Origin of the sequence: Streptomyces sp. enrichment culture (genome assembly GCF_964272895.1) — a bacterium.
In the GTDB taxonomy this organism is placed as follows: Bacteria; Actinomycetota; Actinomycetes; order Streptomycetales; family Streptomycetaceae; genus Streptomyces.
The window spans coordinates 5,106,123-5,130,247 of sequence record NZ_OZ186832.1 but is presented as its reverse complement, the minus strand read 5'-3'; the positions used below and the strand labels follow the sequence as shown (position 1 = coordinate 5,130,247).

Genomic DNA, 24,125 nt, shown 5'->3' with positions numbered 1-24,125 from the left:
AGGTCCCTTCCTTACGTCACTTGGAGGCGCTGGTCGCCTTCGGAGCGGCCGGAGCGTCCTCGCCGAGCAGCTTGCCGTCGGAGGTCTCGAACTGCTTCTTGAACTCCGCGACGGCCGAGTCGATGGCGGCGATGGTGTCGTCCGACATCTTCGCGCCCTCCTTGATGGAGGTCATCAGACCCTTGTGCTGGTCGCGCAGGTACTGGAGCAGCTCCTTCTCGAAGCGGCGGATGTCCGCGACCGGGACGTCGTCCATACGGCCGTTGGTGCCGGCCCAGACGGAGACGACCTGGTACTCGGTGGCCATCGGCTGGTACTGGTCCTGCTTCAGCAGCTCGACCATGCGCTGACCGCGCTCCAGCTGGGCCTTGGACGCGGCGTCCAGGTCGGAACCGAAGGCGGCGAACGCCTCCAGCTCACGGAACTGGGCGAGGTCCACGCGCAGACGGCCGGACACCTGGCGCATCGCCTTGTGCTGGGCCGAACCACCGACGCGGGAGACCGAGATACCGACGTTCAGGGCCGGGCGCTGACCGGCGTTGAACAGGTCGGACTCCAGGAAGCACTGGCCGTCGGTGATGGAGATGACGTTGGTCGGGATGAACGCCGAGACGTCGTTGGCCTTGGTCTCGACGATCGGCAGACCGGTCATCGAGCCGGCACCCATGTCGTCGGAGAGCTTGGCGCAGCGCTCCAGCAGGCGGGAGTGCAGGTAGAAGACGTCGCCCGGGTAGGCCTCACGGCCCGGCGGACGGCGCAGCAGCAGCGACACGGCACGGTAGGCGTCGGCCTGCTTCGACAGGTCGTCGAAGATGATGAGGACGTGCTTGCCCTCGTACATCCACTGCTGACCGATGGCGGAGCCGGTGTAGGGCGCCAGGTACTTGAAGCCGGCCGGGTCGGACGCCGGGGCGGCGACGATGGTCGTGTACTCCAGGGCGCCGTTCTCCTCCAGCGCGCGGCGCACGCCGGCGATGGTGGAGCCCTTCTGGCCGATGGCGACGTAGATGCAGCGGACCTGCTTGTTCGGGTCGCCGGTGCGCCAGTTGTCGCGCTGGTTGATGATCGTGTCGACGGCCAGGGCGGTCTTGCCGGTCTGGCGGTCACCGATGATCAGCTGACGCTGACCACGGCCGATCGGGGTCATCGCGTCGACGGCCTTGTAGCCGGTCTCCATCGGCTCGTGCACCGACTTGCGCTGCATGACCGTGGGGGCCTGCAGCTCGAGGGCGCGGCGACCGCTGGTCTCGATCTCGCCGAGGCCGTCGATCGGGTTGCCGAGCGGGTCGACGACGCGGCCGAGGTAGCCCTCGCCGACCGCGACGGAGAGGACCTCACCGGTACGGGTGACCGGCTGACCCTCCTCGATGCCGCTGAACTCACCGAGGACGATGGCGCCGATCTCGCGCTCTTCCAGGTTGAGCGCGAGGCCGAGGGTGCCGTCCTCGAACTTCAGCAGTTCGTTGGCCATGGCCGAGGGAAGACCCTCGACCTTCGCGATGCCGTCGCCGGCAAGGGTGACCGTACCGACCTCCTCGCGCGAGGCCGCGTCCGGCTTGTACGACTGGACGAACGTCTCCAGCGCGTCCCGGATCTCCTCCGGCCGGATCGTGAGCTCCGCCATCTGGGTTCCCTGCTCTCCTTGTTGGGCCCGAAGTTTCACTTTGGGGGTCTGGGGGCGACCCCCAGGAATCCTCTGCACGGCCCAACCAGGGCCGTAAGTACGTACTGCGTTTTCAGTTGCCGCGTCGCTCGCGTCGCGGGTCAGCTCGCCAGGCGGCGGCCGGCCTCGTCGATGCGGTCCGCGAGGGAGCCGTTGATGACCTCGTCACCGACCTGCACCCGGATCCCGCCGAGGACCGCGGGGTCCACGTCGAGGTTGAGGTGCATCTGACGCCCGTAGAGCTTCGCCAGGGCGGCGCCCAGGCGCTGCTTCTGGCCGTCGCTCAGCGGTACCGCCGAGGTGACGACGGCGACCATGCGTTCCCGGCGGTCGGCGGCGAGCTTGGACAGGGACTCCAGTCCCGCTTCCAGGCTACGTCCCCGCGGCGCGGTCACAAGGCGCGTCACCAGACGCTCGGTGGTGGCCTTGGCACGGCCGCCGAGCAGGCTGCGCAGCAGCTCGCCCTTGGCCGCGGTCGTGGCCGCCCGGTCGGTCAGCGCGGCGCGCAGCTCGGTGGAGCCGGAGACGATCCGGCCGAACCGGAACAGCTCGTCCTCGACGTCGTCGAGCGTGCCCGCCTTCTGCGCGGCGGTGAGGTCGGCGGTGTTGGCCAGCTCCTCCAGCGCGTCCACCAGGTCGCGGGAGCGCGACCAGCGGGAGCGCACCATGCCGGCCACCAGGTCCGCGGTCTCGCCGCCGACCTGGGTGCCGAGCAGGCGCTGGGCCAGCTCGGCCTTGGCCTCTCCGGCCTGCGCCGGGTCGGTCAGGACCCGACGCAGCGACACCTCGCGGTCGAGCAGCGCGGTGACGGCGGCCAGCTCGTCAGCGAGCTTCGCAGCGTCGACGGCCGTGTTGTCCGTCAGCGCGTCGAGACGCTCACGGGCGGCTGCCAGGGCCTCGCGGCTCGCTCCGTTCATCGCGCGGCCTCGGCCTTCGCGTCGAGCTCGTCCAGGAACCGGTCGATGACACGGCTCTGGCGGGCGTGGTCCTCGAGGGACTCGCCGACGAGCTTGCCGGCCAGGTCGGTGGCGAGCTTGCCCACGTCCTGACGCAGCGCGGACGCGGCGGCCTTGCGGTCGGCCTCGATCTGCGCGTGGCCGGCGGCGATGATTTCCTCACGCTGCCGCTGGCCCTCGGCGCGCATCTCGGCGATGAGCGCGGCACCCTGCTCCTGCGCCTCCTGGCGCAGACGCGCGGCCTCGTGCCGGGCCTCGGCGAGCTGGGCCTTGTACTGCTCGAGGACGCTCGCGGCCTCGGTCTGCGCGGCCTCGGCCTTCTCGATACCGCCTTCGATCGCCTCGCGGCGCTCTTCCAGAACCTTGTTGATGTTCGGAAGCAGCTTCTTCCAGAAGAAGAAGAACACGATGGCGAAGGCGATGGTGCCGACGAGCAGCTCGGGGCCCGGAGGAACGAGCGGGTTCTGCTCCTCCTCGGCCGCCAGCTGAACCAGGTTGGCGATCACATCAGTGCCTTTCGTCGAAACGTGTCGGGTAAGGGGTCTTACTTACCGAACACGAACGGCATAACGATGCCGATGAGGGCGAGCGCCTCACAGAAGGCGAAGCCCAGGATCTGGTTGGCGCGGATCAGACCGGCAGCCTCGGGCTGACGGGCCAGGGCCTGGGTGCCGTTACCGAAGATGATGCCGACGCCGACGCCGGGGCCGATCGCGGCCAGACCGTAGCCGATGGAGCCGAGCGAACCGGAGACGGCGGCGAGGGTCTCAGTGGCAGCCATGCTGATTCTTCCTTCTCTTTACGGACCGGTGGGGTTGGCCACCGGACGACCAGGGGGTGGGTGGGGCGGGACTCAGTGGTGCTCGGCGAGAGCGCCCTGAATGTAGGAGCAGGCGAGGAGCACGAACACGTACGCCTGGACGGCCTGCACGAAGAGCTCGAAGAGGATCATGACGATGGTCATGACGAAGGAGACGCCGGCCGCCGGGATCATCGCGCCGTTCAGCAGGTACCAGGAGGCGACGGTGAACATCACCAGCATCAGGTGACCGGCGAACATGTTGGCGAAGAGCCGGACCGCGTGCGTGAACGGGCGCACCAGCAGGTTCGAGAAGAACTCGATGACCATGACGAGCGGCAGCACGGCGCCGAGCGACTTGTCGTAGCCGGTGACGTTCTTGAAGAAGCCGACGAAGCCGTGGCGCTTGAACGTCAGGCTGACCCACGTGATGTAGACGATGGCCGCCAGCACGATCGGGTAGGCGATGATCGACGACACCGGGAACTGGGCCAGCGGGATCACGGACCAGACGTTCATGATCCACACGAAGAAGAACAGCGAGACCATGAGCGGGACGTACTTGTCGCCCTCGCGCTTGCCGAGGGTCTCGTAGACGATGCCGCGGCGGACGAAGTCGTAGCCGGCCTCGCCGATCATCTGCAGCTTGCCGGGGACGACCTTGGCCTTGCCGAAGGCGACCCAGAAGAAGCCGACGACGAGCACCGTGGTGATGAGCGAGAGCAGCATCACCTTGTTGAACTCGAACCCGCCGACCTCGAAGATCGGCTTGAAGAGGAACGAGTGCAGGCCCGGAGCCGGGAAGCCACAGCCGTTGTCGGACAGGATGCGGCAATCCCACTCAAAGGCGAGCTGGGTCATGTCAGCACTCACCGCTGGCTCCTTCGGCGTGACGCATGGGTTCGGCAACCTCGTTGTGTCGGCGCGGCGCGCAGCCGCGAGTCGGCACCGGACTGGTGTTACGGATGTGAGGGCGGCTGGGGGGCTTCGAGCCTCGCGATACAGCAGGCGTCAGCTCGGATGCCCGCGCCCACGATGCCGCAGTTGGCACCGGACGATAGCAGGAGTTCTCCTGGCTCTTTATCCCGCCCCTACCCCTCACGACGACGGCCCCGTCTTCTCGGGCCTGTCGCTCTTCGAGGAGTCCGGGTCGACGTAGAAGATCTTGGCCTTCATGTGCGCACGGGCCTGGGCGGCCATCCACACGACGGTCGAGACGACGAGCGAGACCGCGAACGCCTTCGGGTTGAAGAGCGAGGTGTCCTTGAAGACGGCGACGAAGATCATCAGGAGCAGGAGCTGGGCCACATAGAGCATCAGCCCCATGGCCTGGAACAACTGCGGGAGCGTTTTTGCCGTCCACTGGAGAACGTAGAGGCCGATCCCCATGAACGCGATGGCCAGCACCGTACCGATGCCGGCGCCGAGAGCACCCTGACCACCCGCGACGATGCCACTGACGCCCACGGCGACCACACCGGCAGCGGCTGTGGGCACAGCGCACTGCAGAAGGTTCCGGACGTCATTGGACGGCATGGCGGCAACTCCGCTTTCAAAGGGGGCAGGGTGTCGTCATGGACGAGCGTAGTCCCGGGGCGAGAGGGAACCTCACGTCCGACCGGACCCTCGCAGTGAGGTCCTTCGGCTCTATCCCGGGTTCTCGTGAACCGTATCACAAACTATTTGATGAGGTCTTTACCTGGCGGGTGTGCTGGCTGTCACACATGAGAGTGATCGTGCGCGTCTGTGCAGAAACCGGGCCGACTTGTCTGGTATTGGCCCGGTTCGCTCCCCCATGACTTGGCAATGCTCTAGTCAGATTCTTACCTTCGCGTCAGCGCGAGGTCTCCGCTTTGCCCCGTTCCGGGAGGTGCGGACGGGCGCTCAGCGCGGTCGCTCCGTTGACCGAGTGCATACCGGCGGCGACGGGCGTGCGCGGCTCGGCCGGGACCGGCCCCGGCTCGGCCCGCACGGTGGCCGTCAGGGATTCCGGTTCCTGGCGACGGCGGCGGTAGCGGGGCGGCACGAAGTGCTGGGCCCACAGCGGCACCCGCGGCCTGAAGCGCGGCAGCAGAAGCAGCACCAGGCCGATGGCGCTGAGCACCACCACGCCCAGGACGATCCACATCGACGCCGAGTTGACCGAGTAGGCCAGCGCGCCGAAGGCGATCAGCGCGGACCAGAAGTACATGATCAGCACCGCCCGGCTGTGCGAGTGCCCGATCTCCAGCAGCCGGTGGTGCAGGTGGCCGCGGTCCGCGGCGAACGGCGACTGGCCGCGCCAGGTCCGGCGGACGATCGCCAGGATCAGGTCCGCCGCCGGGATCGCGATGATCGTCAGCGGCAGCAGCAGCGGGATGTACACCGGCACCGTCTGGTGCACCGCCGCCTTCTCCGAGCCCGCGAACAGCTTCAGCGCGTCCGGGTCGACCTGCCCCGTGATGGAGATCGCGCCCGCCGCCAGCACCAGGCCGATCAGCATCGAGCCCGAGTCGCCCATGAAGATCCGCGCAGGGTGCATGTTGTGCGGCAGGAAGCCCAGGCACATGCCCATCAGGATCGCCGCGAACAGCGTGGCCGGAGCGGCCGCCTCGATGCCGTACGACACCCAGACGCGGTAGGCGTAGAGGAAGAACGCCGCCGACGCGATGCACACCATGCCCGCCGCCAGGCCGTCCAGGCCGTCGACGAAGTTCACCGCGTTGATGGTGATGACCACCAGGGCGACCGTCAGCAGGGTGCCCTGCCACTGGGTCAGCGCGACATTGCCCACACCCGGGATCGGCAGCCACAGGATCGTCAGACCCTGCATGACCATCACGCCCGCGGCGATCATCTGGCCGCCCAGCTTGATCAGCGCGTCGATCTCGAACTTGTCGTCCAGCACACCGATCAGCCAGATCAGCGCCGCGCCCGACAGCAGCGCCCGGGGCTCGTTGGAGCGCTCGAAGACCTCGCTGAGGTTCGCCAGATGGCCCGCGACCAGCAGGCCCGCGCACAGGCCGAAGAACATGGCGATACCGCCGAGCCGCGGAGTCGGTTCCCGGTGCACGTCCCGGGCCCGGATCTCCGGCATCGCCCCGGCCACGATCGCGAACTTCCGTACCGGCCCTGTCAGCAGATACGTCACCGCGGCCGTGATGCAGAGCGTCAGCAGGTATTCACGCACGGGCTTCCCCACAGGTCTCGCTGGCCATCACAGCCCCACACCCTAGCGACGCTCGCCTACGCGACGCATATGTGTGGGGACTTCCGGGTAGCGACGATGGTTGCACGTGTGGCTGTGTCCCGTTTCGTCACACCCCGTCGGCACGCTGGAGCGCCTACCCGCCTTCAGCGCGGATAGGGCGGGAATCCGGCCGTCAGCTCCCGCACCTCCTCGCGCGCGGTCCGGCTGTCGCGGTCCTCCCGTACGACACCCGCCAGCAGCGCGGCGATACGGGCCATCTCCCCCTCCCCCATGCCCTGGGTGGTCACCGCGGCCGTGCCCAGCCGCAGCCCGCGGGCGTCGCCGTGCGGGAGGGCGCAGCAGTCCAGGACCACCCCGGCCGCGGCGAGCCGGCCGCGCGCGGTGCGGCCGTCCACGCCCAGCGGCGCCGGATCGGCGGTGATCAGGTGGGTGTCGGTGCCGCCGGTGGTGACGACCATCCCCTCCGCGGCCAGCGCGGCGGCCAGCGCCTTGGCGTTGGCGACCACCTGATGGGCGTACGCGGCGAACGCCGGGGTCGCCGCCTCGCCGAACGCGACCGCCTTCGCGGCGATGGTGTGCATCTGGGCACCGCCCTGGGTGAACGGGAACACCGCCCGGTCCACCCGCTCGGCCAGCTCCTCGCCGCACAGCAGCATGCCGCCGCGCGGTCCGCGCAGCACCTTGTGCGTGGTCGCGCACACGATGTCGGCGTACGGCACGGGGCTCGGCGCGGCGCCGCCGGCCACCAGGCCGATGGGGTGGGCGGCGTCGGCGATGAGGTAGGCGCCGGCCTCGTCGGCGATCGCGCGGAACAGGGCGTAGTCGGGGTGGCGGGGGTAGGCGATCGAGCCGCACACGATCGCCTTCGGGCGGTGGGTGCGGGCCAGGGTGCGGACCTGCTCGTAGTCGATCAGACCGGTCTCCGCGTCGACGCCGTAGCCGACGAAGTCGAACCAGCGGCCGGAGAAGTTGGCGGGCGAGCCGTGGGTGAGGTGGCCGCCGTGCGGGAGGCCGAGGGCGAGGACGGTGTCGCCGGGGCGCAGCAGGGCCGCGTAGGCGGCGAGGACCGCGGAGGAACCGGAGTGGGACTGGACGTTGGCGTGGCCGGCGCCGAAGAGGTCCTTGGCGCGGTCCATCGCGAGGCGTTCGGCCACGTCCACGAGCTCGCAGCCGCCGTGGTAGCGGTTGCCCGGATAGCCCTCCGCGTACTTGTTGGCGAGGGGGGAGCCCAGGGCTGCCAGGACCGCGGGGGACGTGAAGTTCTCGGCGGCGATCAGCTGGAGGGTGGTCGACTGCCGTTCCAGCTCGCCGTGCAGGACGTCGGCGAGCTCGGGGTCCTGGTGGCGCAGGGCGTCGGTCTCTTGGGCGGGCGTGACCGTCATGCGTCCAATGTAGGACCGGGGGGTGCGGTGCGCTCGCCTGAGAGCTCGGGGTGTGCTCCGAGTGCGCGGGTGCGGGCCGGGCGGGGGTGGTCGCGCCCCCGCGGCGGCAGCCGCACATCGGTACGGCCCCGCGCCCCCGCCACCGGCGTGCCCGCACCTACGTTCTCGCGGGGACCCCGGTCAGAGCTGTGACCACCGGGTCCAGCGCCTCGTGTATCTCGTCGCCCACCGAGCGGAAGAACGTCAGGGGGGCGCCGTAGGGGTCGTGGACCTCGTCCGCCTCGGCCGTGGGGGCGAGCAGCCACCCGCGGAGCGCGGCGGCGGCGCGGACCAGGGCGCGGGCGCGGTTGACCAGGCCGTCCTCCAGCGGGGGGAGGGTGGCCGGGTCTATGGCGTTCACCAGGCGGGTGAACTCCTTGAGGGTGAAGGTGCGCAGGCCCGCCGAGTGGCCCATGGAGATGACCTGGGCGCGGTGGTCGCGGGTGGCCGTGAGGACGAGGTCGGCCATGATGACGTGCTCGTCGAGCAGTTCACGGCCGGTGAAGCCGGAGGTGTCGGCGCCGAACTCGGCCAGCACGGTCTCGGCGTTGGCCTCCATGGGCGCGCCCTCGTGGCCCCAGGTGCCCGCGCTCTCGACTATCAGGGGGCCGCCGAGGACGCCGAGCCGCTGGCTGACGAAATGCCGGGTCAGCCGCTCGGTGATGGGCGAGCGGCAGACGTTCCCGGTGCTGACGTGGAGGATGCGGAACGTGTCCCGGGGGAAGCCGAAGGTGGTCGTCTCCTCCCCGATGCCGCCTATGCCACGCCCCGCGTCTGGGGGTGTCAATTGGCCACCTCGAGGTCGGGTACCACCTTGCGCAGTTCGTCCGGGGAGATGGCCCCCTCGCGCAGCAGGACCGGCACGCGGCCGGTGACGTCGACGATGGAGGACGGCACGATGCCGGGGGTGGGGCCGCCGTCGAGGTAGACGGAGACGGAGTCGCCGAGCATCTCCTGGGCGGCGTCGCAGTTCTCCGGCGCAGGGTGGCCGGTGAGGTTGGCGGAGGAGACGGCCATGGGGCCGAACTCGGTGAGCAGTTCGATGGCGACCGGGTGCAGCGGCATGCGCACCGCGACCGTGCCGCGGGTGTCACCGAGGTCCCACTGCAGGGACGGCTGGTGCTTGGCGACCAGCGTCAGGGCGCCCGGCCAGAACGCGTCGACCAGTTCCCAGGCCAGCTCGGAGAAGTCGGTGACCAGGCCGTGCAGGGTGTTCGGGGAGCCGATGAGGACGGGCGTGGGCATGGTGCGGCCCCGGCCCTTGGCGGCGAGCAGGTCGGCGACGGCCTCCGAGGAGAAGGCGTCGGCGCCGATGCCGTAGACGGTGTCCGTGGGCAGGACCACCAGCTCGCCCCGGCGGACGGCGGACGCGGCCTCACGCAGACCGGTCACGCGGTCGGTCGCGTCGTTGGTGTCGTATCGCCGGGCCATGTCTAGCGGTCCTCCTCGGGCACGTAACTCTGGGCGGAAGTCTGGTGGGTGCGCACGGCGCCGCCCGGCGGACGGGTGCGCACGGCGTCGCGCGGCGCACGGGTGCTCATGGCATCGCCTCGGGGACGGGTGCTCACGGCAGCGCCTCGGGGACGGGTGCTCACGGCATCGCCTTGCGGGCCGTGGCGAACCGCGGGCGGTTGTTGAGGTCCGGGTGGTCGGCGGCGTCCGCCCAGCCCAGCTCCTCGGCGAAGATCCAGGGCACCTGCCCGCCCTGGGTGTCGGCGTGCTCGACCACGACGACGCCGCCCGGGCGCAGCAGCCGGTGCGCGGTGCGCTCGATGCCGCGGATCAGGTCCAGTCCGTCCTCGCCGGAGAACAGCGCCATCTGCGGGTCGTAGTCGCGGGCCTCGGGGGCGACGTACTCCCACTCGGTGAGCGGGATGTACGGCGGGTTGGAGATGACCAGGTCGACCTGGCCGTCGAGGTCGGGGAAGGCGTCGAGGGCGTTGCCCTGGCGCAGGTCGACGCGGGAGCCCTCCATGTTCTTGCGGGTCCACACCAGGGCGTCCTCCGACAGCTCCACGGCGTGCACGCGCGAGCGGGGCACCTCCTGGGCGAGCGCGAGCGCGATGGCGCCGGAGCCGGTGCACAGGTCGACGATGCACGGCTCGACGACGTCCATGGCGCGCACGGCGTCTATGGCCCAGCCGACCACGGACTCCGTCTCCGGCCGCGGCACGAACACGCCCGGTCCGACCTGGAGCTCCAGGTAGCGGAAGAAGGCGCGCCCGGTGATGTGCTGGAGCGGCTCGCGCGCCTCACGGCGGGCGACGACCTCCCAGTAGCGTGCGTCGAAGTCGGAGTCCTTCACGGAGTGGAGCTGGCTGCGCTTCACGCCGTGCACGAACGCGGCCAGCTCCTCCGCGTCGGTGCGCGGCGAGGGCACGCCGGCGTCGGCCAGCCGCTGGGTGGCCTGGGCCACCTCCGCGAGCAGCAGGTTCACGCTCGTCCTCCGTCAGTGGTACTCGTACGTCCCGCGCTTTACGCGGCTGCGAGCTTGGCGGCCGAGTCCGCGTCGACGCATGCCTGGATCACCGCGTCGAGGTCGCCGTCCAGGACCTGGTCGAGGTTGTACGCCTTGAAGCCGACGCGGTGGTCCGAGATGCGGTTCTCCGGGAAGTTGTACGTACGGATCTTCTCGGAGCGGTCGACGGTACGGACCTGGCTGCGGCGGGCGTCGGCGGCGTTGCGCTCCGCCTCCTCCTGCGCCGCGGCGAGCAGCCTGGAGCGCAGGATACGCAGGGCCTGCTCCTTGTTCTGCAGCTGGCTCTTCTCGTTCTGGCAGGAGGCGACGACTCCGGTCGGGATGTGCGTGATGCGCACGGCGGAGTCGGTGGTGTTGACGGACTGCCCGCCGGGACCGGAGGAGCGGTAGACGTCGATGCGCAGGTCGTTCGGGTTGATCTCGACGTCGACCTCCTCGGCCTCGGGCGTGACGAGCACACCGGCCGCGGAGGTGTGGATACGGCCCTGCGACTCGGTGGCCGGCACGCGCTGCACGCGGTGCACACCGCCCTCGTACTTCAGCCGCGCCCACACGCCCTGACCGGGCTCGGTCTGGCCCTTGGTCTTCACCGCGACCTGGACGTCCTTGTAGCCGCCCAGCTCGGACTCGGTGGCGTCGATGATCTCGGTCTTCCAGCCGACGCGCTCGGCGTAGCGCAGGTACATGCGCAGCAGGTCGCCCGCGAACAGCGCGGACTCGTCGCCGCCGGCGCCCGCCTTGATCTCGAGGATGACGTCCTTGTCGTCGCTGGGGTCGCGCGGGACCAGCAGGAGGCGCAGTTTCTCGGTGACCTCTTCGCGCTGCTCGGTGAGGTCCTTGACCTCGGCGGCGAAGTCGGGGTCGTCGGCGGCCAGCTCGCGCGCGGTGTCGATGTCGTCACCGAGCTGCTTCCAGGAGCGGTACGTCGAGACGATCGGGGTGAGCTCGGCGTAGCGCTTGTTCAGCTTGCGCGCGTTGGCCTGGTCGGCGTGGACCGAGGGGTCCGCGAGCTTCTTCTCCAGGTCGGCGTGCTCGGTGACCAGTTCCTCGACGGCCTCGAACATCTTGGGCTCCTGTGGGTGTACGGGGGTGAAGGGCGGGCGACCAAAAACGCCGGTCCCGGGCACACCCGTGAGGGCGTGGCCGTGGACCGGCGATCTGGGGCTCGCTACTTCTTGGAGCCGGCGGCAGCCTTGCCGAAGCGGGCCTCGAAGCGGGCCACACGGCCACCGGTGTCGAGGATCTTCTGCTTGCCCGTGTAGAACGGGTGGCACTCGGAGCAGACCTCGGCCCGGATGGTGCCGGACGCGATGGTGCTACGCGTGGTGAACGACGCGCCGCAGGTGCAGCTGACCTGCGTCTCGACGTACTCGGGGTGGATGTCGCGCTTCAAGGTGTCTCCTAGGTTTCGGGAGGGCGCCGGGTCGCCTGCCGCGGGGTGCGGGGGCGTGAACCGGAGCCGACGTACCAGTCTGCCAGGACTGGGGCCATCTCCCCAAACCGGGGGTTGGCGTGTGGTATTCCCCTCGGGCCGGGGGCGGGTGCCCCTAGGCGGCGTTCACCACGCCCTTGGCCTGGCCCGTGGCCGTTCCCGTCGTCGCCGCCCTGGGGATCGGCCGGTCGTTCTTCAGGGCCGTCCACACCAGCTGGGCCTTGTTCTCGTCCAGCAGGACCCGGTTCAGGTCCGCCGGGTCGTACTGGACCGGCATGGTGATCATGGTCATGTCGGCGGGGCTGATGCCCTTGAGGCCGTTGGCCCAGGACAGCAGGGCGTTGACCGAGCCGAGGTCGGAGTCGGTGGTGACCGTCTTGGTCGCGGTGTCGGCGAGGTCGTAGAGCTTCTTGGGATTGGTGAAGACGCCTACGTCCCTGACCTGGGCGACGAGGGCCTTGACGAATGCCTGCTGGAGCTGGATGCGGCCGAGGTCGGAGCCGTCTCCGACGCCGTGGCGGGTGCGGACGAGACCGAGGGCCTGTTCGCCGGTGAGCTGGTGGGTGCCGGCCTTGAGGTCGAGGTGGCTGTCGGGGTCCTTGATGTCCTGGCGGGTGGTGACCTCGACGCCGCCGAGTTCGTCGATGAGCTTCTGGAAGCCGCGGAAGTCGACCTCCAGGTAGTGGTCCATGCGCAGGTCGGTGATCGACTCGACGGTCTTGACCGCGCACGCGGCGCCGCCGGTGGAGTACGCCGAGTTGAACATCACGCCGTCGGCGGCGTCATGGGTGTCGCCGTCGGTGTCGGTGCACTCGGGGCGGTCGACGAGGGTGTCGCGCGGGATGGAGACGACGCTGGCCTTCTTGTGGCCCTCGTAGATGTGGACGATCATCGCCGTGTCCGAGCGGGCGCTGCCGTCGTCCTCGCCGCCGCCGAGCTTGCGGTTGCCGCCGGCGCGGGTGTCGGAGCCGAGGACCAGGATGTTCTGGGAGCCGTTGTCGGCCTTGGCGGGGCGGTCGGTGCCCAGCGCCTGGTTGATGTCGACGGTGCTGAGGTTGCCGTTGAGCTTGAAGTACACGTAGCCGAGTCCGGTTCCGCCCACGGCGACGATGCCCGCGGCCGTCCACACGGCGACCGTCAGGGCCTTGCGGTGCGTGGCGCGGGGCTTGCGGCGGCGGCCCCTGGCCCGGCGGCGCGGACCGCTGGAGGCGGGTGTGCCCGGTATGCCGGGTCCCGGCGTGCTGTCGGCAGACATGTGCTCCTCGGCTCTCGTCCGGTCGGTTACCCCCTGGGTCGGCGGACAGGCCTGGTCGAAAGGACCTGTATGCACCATCGTCACGCCATCTGGTCAGACGGGTGAACCCGGGACAGGGTTGCACGGCGTTCTGTGCCCACCCTGGCGACCGGACGGACACGGAGCGTCGTCGCCCGCGCCGTGGAGTCGGCTGTGACCAGCGGCTTCAGCCGATGAGGTCGTACTCGTCGAAATCCGGGGCGGAGGGGACGCGTGTGGCGAAGATCTCCGGCGACGCCTTGCCGGTGCCCTTGTAGAGGTAGAGCATCCCGTCGGAGCCGCGGGCGAGGAGGTCGGCCCTGCTGTCCCCGTTGACGTCGCCGATGGCGTCGAGGAGGTCGTAGTCCCCCCAGGTGCGCACCTTGACGCGGGCGGCGAACGCCTCCGGGCCCGCCCGGCCGGTGCCCTGGTGGAGGTAGAGGTGGTCGTCCTCGTCGCGGGTGATCAGGTCGGCCTTGCCGTCGTCGGTGAAGTCGCCGTGGCCCAGGACGTCCGTGTAGCGGTCCCAGCCGGGGCCGACCCGCACACGGGGGGCGAAGGTGCCGTCGCCCTTGCCGGGGTAGATCCACAGCACGCCCGAGGCGTCGACGGAGAGCAGGTCGGGCAGGTCGTCGTCGGTGACGTCGCCGGGGGTGACGACGGCAGTGCGGTCCGCCCAGTCGTCGGCGATCTTCGTGGCCTCCCAGGCCCGGCGGTCCGGCAGGTAGTGCGTCCAGTAGACGTCGCCGTCGCTGTCCCGGCGCCAGACCAGGTCCTGGAAGCCGTCCCGGTTCAGGTCCGACTGCACGACGAGGTTCACCGCTCCCCAGTTGCCCGCCTCCTCGCGGGGGTCGAAGTCGCTGCCCTGGGCCGCCTTGAAGAAGCCCATCCGGTCATCGGCGCGACGCGAGAAGACGTCGGCGCGGTGGTCCCGCGTGAAGTTGGCGTCGTCGACCCGCGCGGAGACGGTGCCGAGGTGGGGCCGCAGCCGGGTGATCAGGCCGCCCTGCGAGACGACGCCCGCGACGCGTCCGTCGACGACGAGCGGGGAGCCGGAGTCGGCGGCGGTGCTGCGGCCGGCGGCGTCGGTGCACAGCATGCGGCCGGGCACCAGAGCGGCGCCGCAGTCGGCGTCCGGCCCGATGGTCAGGGTGGTCGCGCGCAGGCCGGGCGCGGGCTCCCCGGCGGTGCGGCCCCAGCCGTAGACCTGGGCCTCGGTGCCGGGGGTGGCGGTGTCGGTGGACGGCATCAGCCGGATCGGCTCGGCCTTCGACGGCCGGTCCAGGGTGAGCACCGCGAGGTCGTTCTCGGAGGTGTCCGCGTTGTACGCCGGGTCGTAGTACTGGCGCAGCGGCAGCGAGGCGGCACCGCCGTGCAGGTCGGCGCGGCCGGCGGCGGTGGTGGTCGCGCGCTCGGTGGCGCCGGTGACGACGCTGCCGAAGGCGTACCAGTTGTAGCCCTTCACGCAGTGCGCGGCGGTGAGGACCTTCGTCGGGGAGACCAGGGCGCCGGCGCAGAAGAAGCCCAGGTCGTCGGCCTTGGTGGGGGTGCCCCGGTCGTCGTGGTACCAGAGCTGGGCCATCCAGGGCACCGAGGCGGCGGGGGCGGTGGTGCGGGGGGCGGGACCGCCCGAGGAGGGGGCGGTGCCGCCGGATGCCGGGGCGTCCGAGGGGGCGGTGGAGCCCTCGTCGCGGCCGGTGGTGGCCGGTTCACCGGGGGCGGCGGTGCCCTCGTCGCGGCCGGTGGTGACCGGTTCGCCGGGGGTGTCGTCCCCGGCGAGCGCGCCCGCCACGCGTCGCTCCAGCTCGCCCGCCGCCAGAGTGGTGTAGCCCGGAGGCGTCAGCGCCGGCTCGGGCACGGCCGGCGCGGCGCCCGCCACCTGGGGCAGCACCACGGCGACCACGGCGGTGGCGACACCGGCCGCGGCCACGGACAGGGCGATCCGCATCCGGCGCGTACGCCGGGATCCCTCGGGTGTGGACGTCTCCACTCAGGTCCCCTTAGGGGTGAAAGCTGTACAAAGAGGGCCGCCCCCGGCGAAAGGGGGCGGCCCTTTCAGAAGAACAACCGTCAGTCGCCGTTGCCCGGCGTCGGCGTGGTCTTCTGGATCTGCATCAGGAACTCGACGTTCGACTTGGTCTGCTTCATCTTGTCGAGCAACAGCTCGATCGCCTGCTGCTGGTCGAGCGCGTGCAGCACCCGGCGCAGCTTCCAGACGACGGCGAGCTCCTCGTTGCCGAGCAGGATCTCCTCCTTGCGGGTGCCGGACGCGTCCACGTCCACCGCCGGGAAGATGCGCTTGTCGGCGAGCTTCCGGTCGAGCTTGAGCTCCATGTTGCCGGTGCCCTTGAACTCCTCGAAGATCACCTCGTCCATGCGGGACCCGGTGTCCACCAGGGCGGTGGCGAGGATGGTCAGCGAGCCGCCGTCCTCGATGTTGCGGGCCGCACCGAAGAAGCGCTTCGGCGGGTACAGGGCGGTCGAGTCGACACCACCGGACAGGATGCGGCCCGAGGCCGGGGCGGCCAGGTTGTAGGCACGGCCCAGACGGGTGATCGAGTCCAGCAGCACGACCACGTCGTGACCCAGCTCGACGAGACGCTTGGCGCGCTCGATGGCCAGCTCGGCGACCGTGGTGTGGTCCTCGGCCGGGCGGTCGAAGGTCGAGGAGATGACCTCGCCCTTCACCGACCGCTGCATGTCGGTGACCTCTTCCGGACGCTCGTCGACGAGGACGACCATCAGGTGGCACTCGGGGTTGTTGTGCGTGATCGCGTTGGCGATCGCCTGCATGATCATGGTCTTGCCGGTCTTCGGCGGGGCCACGATCAGACCGCGCTGGCCCTTACCGATCGGCGACACGAGGTCGATGATCCGGGTGGTCAGCACGCCCGGGTCCGTCTCCAGGCGGAGGCGGTCCTGCGGGTACAGCGGCGTCAGCTTGTTGAACTCCGGGCGGCCGCGGCCGTGTTCGGGCGCCATGCCGTTGACGGAGTCGAGGCGGACCAGCGCGTTGAACTTTTCGCGGCGCTCGCCCTCCTTGGGCTGCCGGACCGCACCGGTGATGTGGTCGCCCTTGCGCAGGCCGTTCTTGCGGACCTGGGCGAGGGAGACGTACACGTCGTTCGGGCCCGGAAGGTAGCCCGAGGTACGGATGAAGGCGTAGTTGTCGAGGATGTCCAGGATGCCCGCGACGGGGATCAGGACGTCGTCCTCGGCGATCTGCGGCTCGGTGGCGATGTCGTCGCGGCCACGACGGCCACGGCGGTCGCGGTAGCGGCCGCGACGGCCACGGCGGCCGCCCTCGAAGTCGTCGTCGTCCTGCTGGCGGTCCTGACGGCCGCCCTGCTGCTGGCCCTGCTGCTGACCGCGCTGGCCCTGCTGGTCGTCGCCCTTGCGGCGGTCACCGCGGTCACGGTCGCGGTCGCGGTCACGGCCGCGCTCACGGCGGTCGCGGCGGCGGCCCTCGCCGCCCTCGCCGGCCTCGCCCTTGGCCTCGCCGCCCTGCTGGGCCTGGACCGGGGTCTCGGCCTTGGGCTCGCTCTTGGCCTCGGCGGTGACCGTCTCCGGGCTGCCGGCCTCGGCGGTCACCCGGCGGCGGCGGCGCTCGGCCGGGGCCTCGTCGCCGGCGACCGGCTGACCGGGGATCTCGATCTGCTGCTGGGCCACGGCCTTCTCGGCGGGAGCCTCGGCCTTGGCGTCGGTCTTCTTCCCGGCGGTGTCCTCGCCCGTGCGGGCCTTGGAGGTGGCGCGGCGCTTGGGCTTGGTCTCGGCGGCGTCGGCCTTCGCGGCCGGGGCGGAGCCTCCGGCGGCGGCCTGCGCCTCCTTGATGACCTCGATCAGCTGGCTCTTGCGCATCCGCGCGGTGCCCCTGATACCGAGGCCGGAGGCGACCTGCTGCAGCTCGGCCAGCACCATGCCCTCAAGGCCGGTACCGCGGCGCCGCCGGGAGCCGGCACCGGTGGCAGGCGCGGAGGCGTCCGTGGCGGGCGCGGCAGCGGTCTCCTCGACACGTGCGCCCATCAGATCGGTGGTGTCGCTCACGAAGGGTCCTTCCCTGGAGCGGACGTCGGCCTGTCTGGCTCGGCGACCGGTTGTGCTGTCCGGCTTCGGTCCTTGCTGTGGACCGGCCGGGGCGGTAATCCGCCGGAACGGCGGATGAGATATCTGGTGATGGCGCTTCCTCGACGAGCCGTGGCACCCGGTGTCACGTGGCGTGGTCGCACCGATTCCGGAGCTCCCCCAGAGGGGGTACCCCCACCGTCGGACCGCTCGGTGTCCGCATACGGCTTACTGCCCGCGTATGACGTACGGAACACAGTGCGGCTTGGGGGGCTCCCGGAAGAATGTCTGTCCCGGACGGGGACACGAGGCACCTCGCCATGGTGAGGTCGGGTGCAGACTTGAGATTAACACTACCGGATCCAACAAACATTCCCCCTCTCGAAATCCGGCAATCGCGTGCCCTACTCCCCGCCGGCCGGGGCCAGCGGAAGCACGCTCGCGCCCTGTCCGTCGAGGCCGAGCCGGTTGGCGGCCCATTCCGGACCGGCCAGGGCCTCGACCTTGTCGGCCGTGTCGGCGTCGGCGAGCGCCATCACGGTCGGTCCGGCGCCGGAGATGACGGCGGGTACGCCGTCCGCGCGCAGCCGCTCCACCAGTGCGGCGCTCTCCGGCATGGCCGGGGCGCGGTACTCCTGGTGGAGGCGGTCCTCGGTGGCGGGCAGCAGCAGCTCGGGGCGCCGGGTGAGGGCCTCGACGAGCAGGGCGGCACGGCCCGCGTTGACGGCCGCGTCGACATGCGGCACGGTGCGCGGCAGCAGGCCGCGAGCGGTCTCGGTCAGCACCGGCTTCCCGGGGACGAAAACCACCGGAACGATGGAATCCGCGGGCTCCAGCCGGATCGCGCGGGCGGCGCCGGCCTCCATCCAGGCGATGGTGAAGCCGCCGAGCAGACAGGGGGCCACGTTGTCGGGGTGGCCCTCGATCTCGGTGGCCAGCTCCAGCAGGGCGGCGTCGTCCAGCTTGGACTCGCCGCCTATGGTCACGGCCCGGGCCGCGACGATGCCGGCGACGATCGCGGCGGAGGAGGAGCCGAGGCCGCGGCCGTGCGGGATGCGGTTGGCGCACACGATCTCCAGGCCGCGCGGCTGTCCGCCGAGCGCGTCGAAGGCGGTGCGCAGGGAGCGGACGAGGAGGTGCTTCTCGTCGCGCGGGAGCGTCTCGCTGCCCTCACCCGCGATGTCGATGTGCAGCCCGGAGTCGGCCACCCGCACGACGACGTCGTCGTAGAGCCCCAGCGCGAGGCCGAGGGCGTCGAAGCCCGGGCCGAGGTTGGCGCTGGTGGCGGGGACACGCACCCTGACGGGGGCGGCGCGGAACGCTGGACCGGCCATCTCTCGATGACTCTCCTTGAGCTGCGTGACTGTCAGGACACTCGACAGACATTCGATGACGTACGGAGAACCCCTCGGGGCCACGCAGAGGGCGCGGCGCGCCGCACGCATCGCACAGGCATATGCGGCAGGCGGGTTCGATACAGCCTATCGAAGGAAGGTTCTGTGGCGACATAGGGCGCACAGGAGGCGCACGATGCGTGTCGCGAGCCCCCTGTGCCCCCCGTCGCGGGGATACCCCTTGCTGACCGCGGGGTCAGTTCGGTCCTTCGGCTGCGGGACCTGGCCGTCGGCTGCCGCCTCAGGCCCTTGGCCGGCACCTCAGACCCTCGGCCGGCGCTTCGGGCCACCGGCTGTCGCGTCGAGCCACCGGGCCGGCGCTTCAGGCCACCGGCCGGCACCTCAGGCCCTCGGTCGGCGCTTCGGGCCACCGGGTCGGCGCTTCAGGTCCTCGGTCGGCGCTTCGGGCCTTCGGCCGTCAGGCCAGGCCGAGGCGCTCGGCCGCGGCGGCCGCGTCCACCGGCACGGTGACCGGCTGCGGGGCGCCGGCGACGGCCCAGTCGGGGTCCTTCAGGCCGTTGCCGGTGACGGTGCAGACGATGCGCTGGCCCGGGTCGACCTTGCCCTGCTCGGCCGCCTTCAGCAGACCGGCCACCGACGCGGCGGAGGCGGGCTCGACGAAGACGCCCTCCTGCGCGGCCAACAGGCGGTAGGCGCGCAGAATCTCACGGTCCGTCACCTCATCGATGAAACCGCCCGATTCGTCCCGCGCGGCCAGGGCGTACTGCCAGGAGGCGGGGTTGCCGATCCGGATGGCGGTGGCGATGGTGGACGGGTCCTTGACGACCTCGCCGCGCACGAGCGGGGCACTGCCGGACGCCTGGAAGCCCCACATCCGCGGGGTACGGGAGGCGATGCCGTCGGCGGCGTACTCCCGGTATCCCTTCCAGTAGGCGGTGATGTTGCCCGCGTTGCCGACCGGCAGGACGTGGATGTCGGGCGCGTCGCCGAGCATGTCCACGATCTCGAACGCGGCCGTCTTCTGGCCCTCGATACGCACCGGGTTGACCGAATTGACCAGCGCCACGGGGTAGTTCTCGCTCAGCCCGCGAGCCAGCGTCAGGCAGTCGTCGAAGTTGCCGTCGACCTGGAGGATCTTCGCGCCGTGCACGAGGGCCTGGCCCATCTTGCCGAGCGCGATCTTGCCCTGCGGCACGAGCACGGCGGAGACCATGCCCGCGCGCACCGCGTACGCGGCGGCGGAGGCGGAGGTGTTGCCGGTGGACGCGCAGATGACCGCCTTCGCGCCCTCCTCCTTCGCCTTGGAGATGGCCATGGTCATACCGCGGTCCTTGAAGGACCCGGTGGGGTTCGCGCCCTCCACCTTCAGGTGGACCTCGCAGCCCGTGCGCTCGGAGAGCACCTGCGCGGGCACGAGCGGCGTGCCGCCCTCGCGGAGCGTCACGACCGGCGTGGTGTCGGACACCGGGAGCCTGTCCCGGTACTCCTCGATGATTCCGCGCCACTGGTGGGTCATTGCTGGTTACTCTCCTTCAACCCGCATGATGCTGGCGACACCACGCACGGTGTCGAGCTTGCGCAGCGCCTCGACGGTCCCGTTGAGGGCGGCGTCGGACGCGCGGTGGGTGACGACGACGAGGGATGCCTCGCCGTCCTTGCCCTGCTGGCGCACCGTATCGATGGACACGCCGTGCTCGGCGAACACGGTCGCGACCTGGGCGAGCACGCCCGGTTTGTCGGCGACGTCCAGGCTGATGTGGTAGCGCGTGACGACCTCGCCCATGGGCGAGACGGGCAGGGCGGCGTACGCCGACTCGCCGGGCCCCGTCGCCCCGCTGAGCCGGTTGCGGCACACGGCGACCAGGTCGCCGAGCACGGCGGAGGCGGTGGGCGAGCCGCCCGCGCCGGGGCCGTAGAACATGAGCTGGCCGGAGGCGTCGGACTCGACGAACACGGCGTTGTAGGCGCCGCGCACCGAGGCCAGCGGGTGGGTCAGCGGGATCATCGCGGGGTGCACGCGCGCGGTGACCGACTGGCCGTCCTCGGCCCGCTCGCAGATCGCGAGCAGCTTGATGGTGCAGCCCATCTCCTTCGCCGAGGCGAAGTCGGCCGCCGTGACCTCGGTCATGCCCTCGCGGTAGACGTCGTCGAGGCGCACCCGGGTGTGGAAGGCGATCCCCGCGAGGATGGCGGCCTTGGCGGCGGCGTCGAAGCCCTCGACGTCGGCGGTCGGGTCGGCCTCGGCGTAGCCCAGGGCGGTGGCCTCGTCGAGGGCCTCCTGGTACCCGGCACCGGTGGAGTCCATCTTGTCGAGGATGAAGTTCGTGGTGCCGTTGACGATGCCGAGCACCCGGTTGACCTTGTCGCCGGCGAGGGATTCGCGCAGGGGCCGGATCAGCGGGATGGCGCCGGCGACGGCGGCCTCGTAGTAGAGGTCCTTGCCGTGCTCCTCGGCGGCCGCGTGCAGGGCGGCGCCGTCCTGGGCGAGCAGCGCCTTGTTCGCGGACACGACGGAGGCGCCGTGCTCGAAGGCGGCGGTGATGAGGGTGCGGGCGGGCTCGATACCGCCGATGACCTCGACGACCACGTCGATGTCCCCGCGTTTCACGAGCGCGGTGGCGTCGGTGGTGATCAGCTCCCGGGCGATGCCCTCACGGACCTTGTCGGGACGGCGTACGGCCACGCCCGCGAGCTCCACGGGCGCGCCGATGCGGGCGGCGAGGTCGTCGGCGTGCGTCGTCATGATGCGCGCCACCTCTGAGCCGACCACTCCACAGCCCAGCAGCGCCACCTTCAGCGGACGCGTACGCATCATCCGACCTCGTTTCCTCAAACCGTCTTCGGTTGGTCCAGTCTCACTCACCGGACCGGAGTTTCTGCCCCTGGTCCGGATCGTGAGACATCTATTTCATTTCTACGGGGGTGGCAGACAGGAGATCTTCCACCTGGGGGTTTGTTCGATCACCCGACGTCGAGACGGAGCAGATCCTCCTCCGTCTCCCGCCGGACGATCACCCGCGCCTCGCCGTCCTTGACGGCGACCACGGGCGGCTTGAGCAGGTGGTTGTAGTTGCTGGCCATGGACCGGCAGTACGCACCCGTCGCCGGTACGGCGATCAGGTCGCCGGGCGCGACATCGGCGGGCAGGAACGCGTCCCGCACCACGATGTCACCGCTCTCGCAGTGCTTGCCGACGACACGGGTGAGCATCGGCTCGGCGTCGGAGGTGCGGGAGACGAGGGCGACGCTGTATTCGGCGTCGTAGAGCGCGGTACGAATATTGTCCGACATGCCGCCGTCCACCGAGACATACGTCCGCAGCCCGTCGAGCGGCTTGACGGTGCCGACCTCGTAGAGGGTGAAGGCGGTCGGGCCGACGATGGCACGGCCGGGCTCGACGGAGATGCGGGGCGTGCGCAGCTTGGCGGCCTCGCACTCACGGGTGACGATCTCGGTGAGCGCCTTGGCGATCTCGTGGGGCTCGCGGGGGTCGTCGTCGCTGGTGTAGGCGATGCCGAGGCCACCGCCGAGGTCGATCTCGGGCAGCTCGACGCCGTGCTCGTCCCGGATGTCCTTCAGCAGCCCGACCACCCGGTGGGCGGCGACCTCGAAGCCGGACATGTCGAAGATCTGCGACCCGATGTGCGAGTGGATGCCGATCAGTTCCAGCCCGTCGAGCTTCAGGGCCCGCCGTACGGCCTCGGCGGCCTGCCCGCCGGCGAGCGGAATGCCGAACTTCTGATCTTCATGGGCGGTGGCGATGAACTCATGGGTATGGGCCTCGACACCGACGGTGATACGGATCTGCACCCGCTGCCGCTTGCCGAGCTCCTGGGCGATGTGGGCGACCCGCACCATCTCCTGGAAGGAGTCGAGCACGATCCGCCCGACGCCTGCCTCGATGGCCCGGCGGATCTCCGCGGTGGACTTGTTGTTGCCGTGGAAGGCGATCCGGTCGGCCGGCATGCCGGCGGACAGCGCGGTGGCGAGCTCCCCGCCGGAGCACACGTCGAGGTTCAGCCCCTCCTCGTGCAGCCAGCGCACCACGGCCCGCGACAGGAACGCCTTGCCCGCGTAGAAGACGTCGGCGTCGGGCCCGAACGCGGTGCGCCAGGCACGGGCACGGGCCCGGAAGTCGGTCTCGTCGAGGATGTAGGCGGGGGTGCCGAACTGCTCGGCGAGCTGCTTGACGTCGATACCGCCGACGGTGAGGACACCGTCGGCGTCACGTCCGACCGTCTGGGCCCACACCTTGGGGTCGAGGGCGTTGAGGTCGGCGGGCGGGCCGGCGTAGTGGCCCTCGGGGAGGACGTCGGCGTGACGGGGCCCGGCGGGGTGTGCGGAACGGCTCATGACGTGTCGTGGCTCTCTCAGAGGTGTTCGGGTGCGTCGATGCCGAGCAGGGACAGGCCACCGGCCAGCACCGTCCCGGCGGCTTCGGCGAGGGCGAGCCGGGCGCGGTGGGCGGCCGAGGGTTTCTCCTCACCGCGGGGCAGCACTCCGGGCAGCAGGGCGAGCGTGGCATCGGCGACGGTGACGAGATGCCGGGCGAGCCGGTCCGGTGCGCGGTGAGCGGCGGACGCGGCGAGGATGCGGGGGTGGTCGGCGAGGAGGGCGACCAGGGCGGGGGCGCTCTCGCTGAGGGGGGTGGGGGTGGCGGAGTTGCCGGGGGCGCCGGTGGCGGCGGGCGCGGCGGGGCGGGCGGTGAGGTGGGTCTCGGCCGGGCTGTGGTGACCGCCGGTCGGGCCGGGCTCCGCGCCGAAGCCGAGGTCGGCGGCGTTGCGGGTGAGGGCGCGGGTGCGGGCGTGGGCGTAGCGGACGCGGAAGAGGGGGTTGCTCTCGCGCTGCACGAGGTGGTCGGCGGTGATGCGGGGCCGGTCGTGCGGGGCGGGGTGGAGCAGGGCCCAGCGGGCGGCGTCGGGGCCGAGCGGCGCGGGGTCCTCCGGCGCGGGCACGGGCCGGAGATCGGCCGGCTCCCCGTGCGCGATCTCGACGCGGCCGCCCTGCGAGGCGACGATCCGCGCGACCGCGTCGGCGACGACCTCGGCCCGCACCTCGTACGGCACCCGCAGCGCGACGACCTGCCCGGCGAGCGCGTCGGAGTGCCCGTACCGGTCCCCCTCGCGCAGGATCTTCCGTACGAACTCGGCGGAGGCGTCCCGGTCCAGGCTGATGTTGAGGAAACCGGGCCCGGTGATGGCGACGTCGGTGACCCCTTCGGCCGCCGCGAGACGGGGCAGCAGTACCTCGGCGACCTGCCGCGGGGGCCGTCCGGCGGCACGCGCGAGCTGCAACGCGACGTTCGTGGCGTAGTCCCCGCACCCTCCCGGCCCCGGCGGCGCGACCACGACCCGCTCCGGCACGGCCACGCTCAGCTCACCCTCGTCCACGGCACGGCGGACCGCGTGCAGGACGGTACGGGAGAGCTCGACGGGGGTCACGGGACAAGCGTATGGGAGGAGGGGGGTGGGTATGCGAGCCGGTTTGGGCGATGG

21 protein-coding genes are annotated in these 24,125 nt (G+C 71.0%); all 21 read right to left on the bottom strand.

Annotated features, from left to right (window positions below; translation table 11 throughout):
- Nucleotides 1-16 precede the first annotated feature (16 nt).
- Nucleotides 17-1,624 (bottom strand): F0F1 ATP synthase subunit alpha, encoded by a 1,608-nt coding sequence (gene atpA, locus ACSU6M_RS23345; RefSeq protein ID WP_437072029.1) that lies wholly within the window; start codon nt 1,622-1,624, stop codon nt 17-19.
- 140 nt (nt 1,625-1,764) lie between these two features.
- On the bottom strand, nt 1,765-2,580 hold the full coding sequence (locus ACSU6M_RS23340) for a F0F1 ATP synthase subunit delta (RefSeq protein ID WP_437072028.1): 816 nt from the start codon (nt 2,578-2,580) through the stop codon (nt 1,765-1,767).
- Nucleotides 2,577-3,125 carry a F0F1 ATP synthase subunit B gene (locus tag ACSU6M_RS23335; RefSeq protein ID WP_437072027.1) on the bottom strand — a complete coding sequence of 183 codons (549 nt, stop codon included), beginning with the start codon at nt 3,123-3,125 and terminating at the stop codon, nt 2,577-2,579. The genes ACSU6M_RS23340 and ACSU6M_RS23335 overlap by 4 nt, the downstream gene beginning before the upstream one ends.
- A 38-nt stretch (nt 3,126-3,163) precedes the next feature.
- Nucleotides 3,164-3,400 carry a hypothetical protein gene (locus tag ACSU6M_RS23330; protein ID WP_015657805.1) on the bottom strand — a complete coding sequence of 79 codons (237 nt, stop codon included), beginning with the start codon at nt 3,398-3,400 and terminating at the stop codon, nt 3,164-3,166.
- Nucleotides 3,401-3,472: 72 nt separating this feature from the next.
- Entirely contained in the window at nt 3,473-4,243 is a 771-nt protein-coding gene (gene atpB, locus ACSU6M_RS23325; protein ID WP_437075317.1) for a F0F1 ATP synthase subunit A, read from the bottom strand.
- Nucleotides 4,244-4,516: 273 nt separating this feature from the next.
- Entirely contained in the window at nt 4,517-4,954 is a 438-nt protein-coding gene (locus tag ACSU6M_RS23320; protein WP_437072026.1) for a hypothetical protein, read from the bottom strand.
- A 298-nt stretch (nt 4,955-5,252) separates the two neighbouring features.
- Entirely contained in the window at nt 5,253-6,587 is a 1,335-nt protein-coding gene (locus ACSU6M_RS23315; protein WP_437072025.1) for an MraY family glycosyltransferase, read from the bottom strand.
- A gap of 164 nt (nt 6,588-6,751) precedes the next feature.
- Entirely contained in the window at nt 6,752-7,990 is a 1,239-nt protein-coding gene (gene glyA, locus ACSU6M_RS23310) for a serine hydroxymethyltransferase (protein ID WP_437072023.1), read from the bottom strand.
- 157 nt (nt 7,991-8,147) lie between these two features.
- Nucleotides 8,148-8,816 carry a protein-tyrosine-phosphatase gene (locus ACSU6M_RS23305; protein WP_437072022.1) on the bottom strand — a complete coding sequence of 223 codons (669 nt, stop codon included), beginning with the start codon at nt 8,814-8,816 and terminating at the stop codon, nt 8,148-8,150.
- Nucleotides 8,813-9,460: an L-threonylcarbamoyladenylate synthase gene (locus ACSU6M_RS23300; protein ID WP_437072020.1), complete on the bottom strand. Its 648-nt coding sequence runs from the start codon at nt 9,458-9,460 to the stop codon at nt 8,813-8,815. Before ACSU6M_RS23300 ends, ACSU6M_RS23305 begins: the two co-directional genes overlap by 4 nt.
- Before the next feature lie 160 nt (nt 9,461-9,620).
- A complete protein-coding gene (gene prmC, locus ACSU6M_RS23295) occupies nt 9,621-10,466 on the bottom strand; it encodes a peptide chain release factor N(5)-glutamine methyltransferase (protein WP_437072018.1) in 846 nt (281 codons plus the stop codon).
- Between the two features lie 38 nt (nt 10,467-10,504).
- On the bottom strand, nt 10,505-11,572 hold the full coding sequence (prfA, locus tag ACSU6M_RS23290) for a peptide chain release factor 1 (protein ID WP_437072016.1): 1,068 nt from the start codon (nt 11,570-11,572) through the stop codon (nt 10,505-10,507).
- Nucleotides 11,573-11,676: 104 nt separating this feature from the next.
- A complete protein-coding gene (gene rpmE, locus ACSU6M_RS23285) occupies nt 11,677-11,901 on the bottom strand; it encodes a 50S ribosomal protein L31 (protein ID WP_030944953.1) in 225 nt (74 codons plus the stop codon).
- A 154-nt stretch (nt 11,902-12,055) separates the two neighbouring features.
- Nucleotides 12,056-13,195: an LCP family protein gene (locus tag ACSU6M_RS23280; protein WP_437072015.1), complete on the bottom strand. Its 1,140-nt coding sequence runs from the start codon at nt 13,193-13,195 to the stop codon at nt 12,056-12,058.
- A gap of 205 nt (nt 13,196-13,400) precedes the next feature.
- The gene (locus tag ACSU6M_RS23275) at nt 13,401-15,203 is read right to left on the bottom strand and encodes a trypsin-like serine protease (protein WP_437072014.1); all 1,803 of its coding nucleotides are present in this window, start codon (nt 15,201-15,203) and stop codon (nt 13,401-13,403) included.
- Between the two features lie 80 nt (nt 15,204-15,283).
- Entirely contained in the window at nt 15,284-17,257 is a 1,974-nt protein-coding gene (gene rho / locus ACSU6M_RS23270) for a transcription termination factor Rho (protein ID WP_437072012.1), read from the bottom strand.
- Between the two features lie 422 nt (nt 17,258-17,679).
- Nucleotides 17,680-18,609, bottom strand: coding sequence for a homoserine kinase (thrB, locus tag ACSU6M_RS23265; RefSeq protein WP_437072010.1), 930 nt, complete (start codon nt 18,607-18,609; stop codon nt 17,680-17,682).
- Nucleotides 18,610-19,087: 478 nt separating this feature from the next.
- The gene (thrC, locus tag ACSU6M_RS23260; RefSeq protein WP_437072008.1) at nt 19,088-20,146 is read right to left on the bottom strand and encodes a threonine synthase; all 1,059 of its coding nucleotides are present in this window, start codon (nt 20,144-20,146) and stop codon (nt 19,088-19,090) included.
- 6 nt (nt 20,147-20,152) lie between these two features.
- Nucleotides 20,153-21,445, bottom strand: coding sequence for a homoserine dehydrogenase (locus tag ACSU6M_RS23255; protein WP_437072006.1), 1,293 nt, complete (start codon nt 21,443-21,445; stop codon nt 20,153-20,155).
- Between the two features lie 146 nt (nt 21,446-21,591).
- Entirely contained in the window at nt 21,592-22,983 is a 1,392-nt protein-coding gene (gene lysA, locus ACSU6M_RS23250) for a diaminopimelate decarboxylase (protein WP_437072004.1), read from the bottom strand.
- 17 nt (nt 22,984-23,000) lie between these two features.
- Nucleotides 23,001-24,071: an ArgS-related anticodon-binding protein NrtL gene (gene nrtL, locus ACSU6M_RS23245; protein ID WP_437072002.1), complete on the bottom strand. Its 1,071-nt coding sequence runs from the start codon at nt 24,069-24,071 to the stop codon at nt 23,001-23,003.
- Nucleotides 24,072-24,125: the final 54 nt, after the last annotated feature.